The sequence below is a fragment of the Hyphomonas sp. genome, assembly GCF_040882205.1.
Lineage (GTDB): Bacteria > Pseudomonadota > Alphaproteobacteria > Caulobacterales > Hyphomonadaceae > Hyphomonas.
The window spans coordinates 1-2,717 of the sequence record NZ_JBBEBT010000246.1 but is presented as its reverse complement, the minus strand read 5'-3'; the positions used below and the strand labels follow the sequence as shown (position 1 = coordinate 2,717).

Sequence of the window (2,717 nt, the reverse complement as noted above, 5' to 3'; positions counted from 1 at the left end):
ACCCTTCATGCCATGTGGCGCACCAATACGCCCTTCCGGGAGGAGGCGATGGCATAGTTATCCCGAACTGAACCACCGCTGATCTTCAGCGCGCCAGTATGCGTTCCAGCCGGGACGCTCAGCGAGGGTAAGATCGTTCCCATTGCTGCGGCAATGACCGCGCACACCACTTCGATCTACCCAACCCTGAACGCTAATATGCGGCGTCCCAAGCGGCGACCGCGGAGAGAACCCCAGAGCCCGGCCCGCAGAACGAACCGCAAATAGATCAGCACTTGACCATGGCGATTAGAGAACGCTGCGGGACACGATCGAATTTCATGGATAGCAGACTTCGTGCGAATGACCGCTATCGGCGATGAATTGCCTGATACGTAAATCTGAACTCTGTCTGGCTTCGGTCAGATTGCTGCCGCTTAGCGGCTGCCGGCAACGATCAAGCTCAATTGGACGGCTCGCTCGAGAGCCATTGAATCGTCGGCGGTAGGTTTGTCATGCAACCCAGATTTGTCGCGCCACCGCTGGTCCGGGATCGCTCGCATCGACAGGGAAACCGGAGAGGCGTGCGGACATGGTGCGGGCACAAAAAATCAGTGACCGGATTATCACTCTGGTGCTCGTCGCAACGATTTGATTTTAATGGATTTTTATGGTGCCGCTTAGGTGACTTGAACACCTGACCCCCGCATTACGAATGCGGTGCTCTACCAGCTGAGCTAAAGCGGCCCATTTCGGAAGCCCGCGTATACTGGCAGGGGATGGGGGGCGCAAGGCCAGTTTTGCGGCGCGTAAAGGCGCCTCAATCCTCGTCCGGGGCATAGTCGAGGGGCTGCGTCAGCGGGCCTTGCGGGGCTTTCGGGGTGACCGGGCCTTCGTCGGCCAGAGGCAGGGCGAGGACGCGGCCGGCTTCGAGTTCGCGGCCGTAGGACTCATAGCGCGGGTGCACGAGGTCGCCGACATCGCCGAAGGCATAGACCATCCGGCTCCAGCCGGCGCGGTCGAAGTCGAAGGCATTGCCCTTCGGGTCGATGTCCGACCAGTCGGCTTCGCGCGATGCGGAGGCGGCCATGCGGCCCCAGCGCTGCGCCTCGACTGGGTCGCCATAGCCTTTCAGCGCGCGCTCCATCAGGAGGCAGAGGCGCGCGGTCGGGTTCTCCTCGACGAGCAGGGCGAGGATGCGGATGGCGCCAACCCAGTCGGCGGCGTCCATCCCGATCTCTGCGGTCAGGATGCGGCTTTCTCGGTGGTTCGGGTTGGAATCGGCGAGGCCCTTGAGGCGGGCTGCGATATTGAAGCGGGAATCCTGCGGGATCAGACGGCGCGACATTTGGGCGAGCGCCGGATGCGGCCGCGCCTTCCAGCCGAGTTCGAGGACGCCCTGCGCAGCCTTGACCTTGCCGTCGGTCATCAGGAAGCGCGCGCCATGATAGGCGGAGGGCGGAAAATCAGGGGCCGAGCGGATGGCTTCGCCAAGCGCTTTCTGGGCGGCCATTTTCTCCGTATGCGGAAGGCCCACAGCCTTGGCTGTGTGCAATACGGCGCGGCGGCGCTTGGCATTCAGCGCTTCGATCTGCGCGCGCTTCTCGCCGTGCGTAAGGGTTTCGATGGCCTTGTCCCAATCGCCCTTCGAGACCTGAAGGTCGAACAGGGAATTGAACGGCCAGTCGGCGTCCGACTTGAGGGCGAGGGCTTCGCGGGCGCGGTTTTCGGCGGTCAGCAGGTCGCCGCGTTCGGAGGCGGCGGTGGCTGCACCGCGCAGGCCCGCGAGCTGGCCGCCGGGCAGGCGGGTGAGAAGGCCCCAGGCCCGTTCGGCGCCGGCCCAGTCATCGTTGGCTTCGGCGGCGCGTGCTTCGAGGAGCAGTTTTAGGCGCTCGTCCTCGGCATGGCGCATGGCGCGGCGGGCAAGTTTGAGTGCGGCTTTAGAGTCGCCGCCTTCCGCCGCAAGCAGGCCTTCGGCAAGCGCCGCATTGGCCTTGCGGGTCTGCGACATGCGGCGGGCTTTCGAGATACGGCCTGGCAGGACCAGCAGCGCGGTGGCGAGCCACCATCCGAGCGCCAGGATACCGCCGAGGACAACAATGCCGATGGCGGCCGCGCCGGAATGCACAGCGACGATTTCATTGCCGACCGGGAAGGTCACTTCGCCCGGCATGCTCAAAGCCATTGCTGCCAGCACGGCGCCAGCCGAGACGAGCAGGATGACGGCGATGAACAGGAAAAAGCGGCCCATGGTCCGTCAGTTCCCTCCGTCCACAAGGCTGAGGCGGACATCCTCCAGCGCATCTTCGAGCGTGATGCGACGGTTTGCGCGCCGGGTCCAGTCTTCGGCGGCACGCTCGGCGGCGCTGTCGAGCGTGGCAAGTGTCTGGACGCTGGTGGCAAGGTCGCCGGCGGTGAGGGCGGCGGCGGCGGCATCGAGCGCCCTGGTGGTCGCGTCGTGCTTGCCATCGGCGGGGCGGACGCTGACTGCGTCGCCAAACACCCGGTCAATCCAGGAGAGGCGGGAGGAGGGGTCTGGCGGCGTTGCGGCGGCAAGAACGGCGGCGCGCACCTTCGGGAACTCGGCCTGCAGCGTGGTCAGCGCCGGCACGCCGGCCACGAAGGGCGCGAGGGCTTTGATCTCCTCGTTCTGCGGCAGCGCATTGCGCAATGCGCGGTAGTCAGACTCGAAAGCAGTGCCGCGGCGAGTGGCGGCTTCGATGGCGGAGAGGGCAAGG

The 2,717-nt window shown here is 65.2% G+C and carries 2 protein-coding genes and 1 tRNA gene; all 3 read right to left on the bottom strand.

Translation table 11 applies throughout. From position 1 onward, the window contains the following. Window positions 1-650 precede the first annotated feature (650 nt). Window positions 651-726: transfer RNA gene (locus WEA77_RS10415), tRNA-Thr, on the bottom strand. Window positions 727-799: 73 nt separating this feature from the next. Further along, on the bottom strand, window positions 800-2,230 hold the full coding sequence (locus tag WEA77_RS10410) for a heme biosynthesis protein HemY (RefSeq protein WP_368067813.1): 1,431 nt from the start codon (window positions 2,228-2,230) through the stop codon (window positions 800-802). Window positions 2,231-2,236: 6 nt separating this feature from the next. After that, on the bottom strand, window positions 2,237-2,717 hold a 481-nt coding region (locus WEA77_RS10405; protein WP_368067812.1), incomplete at its 5' end, for a hypothetical protein.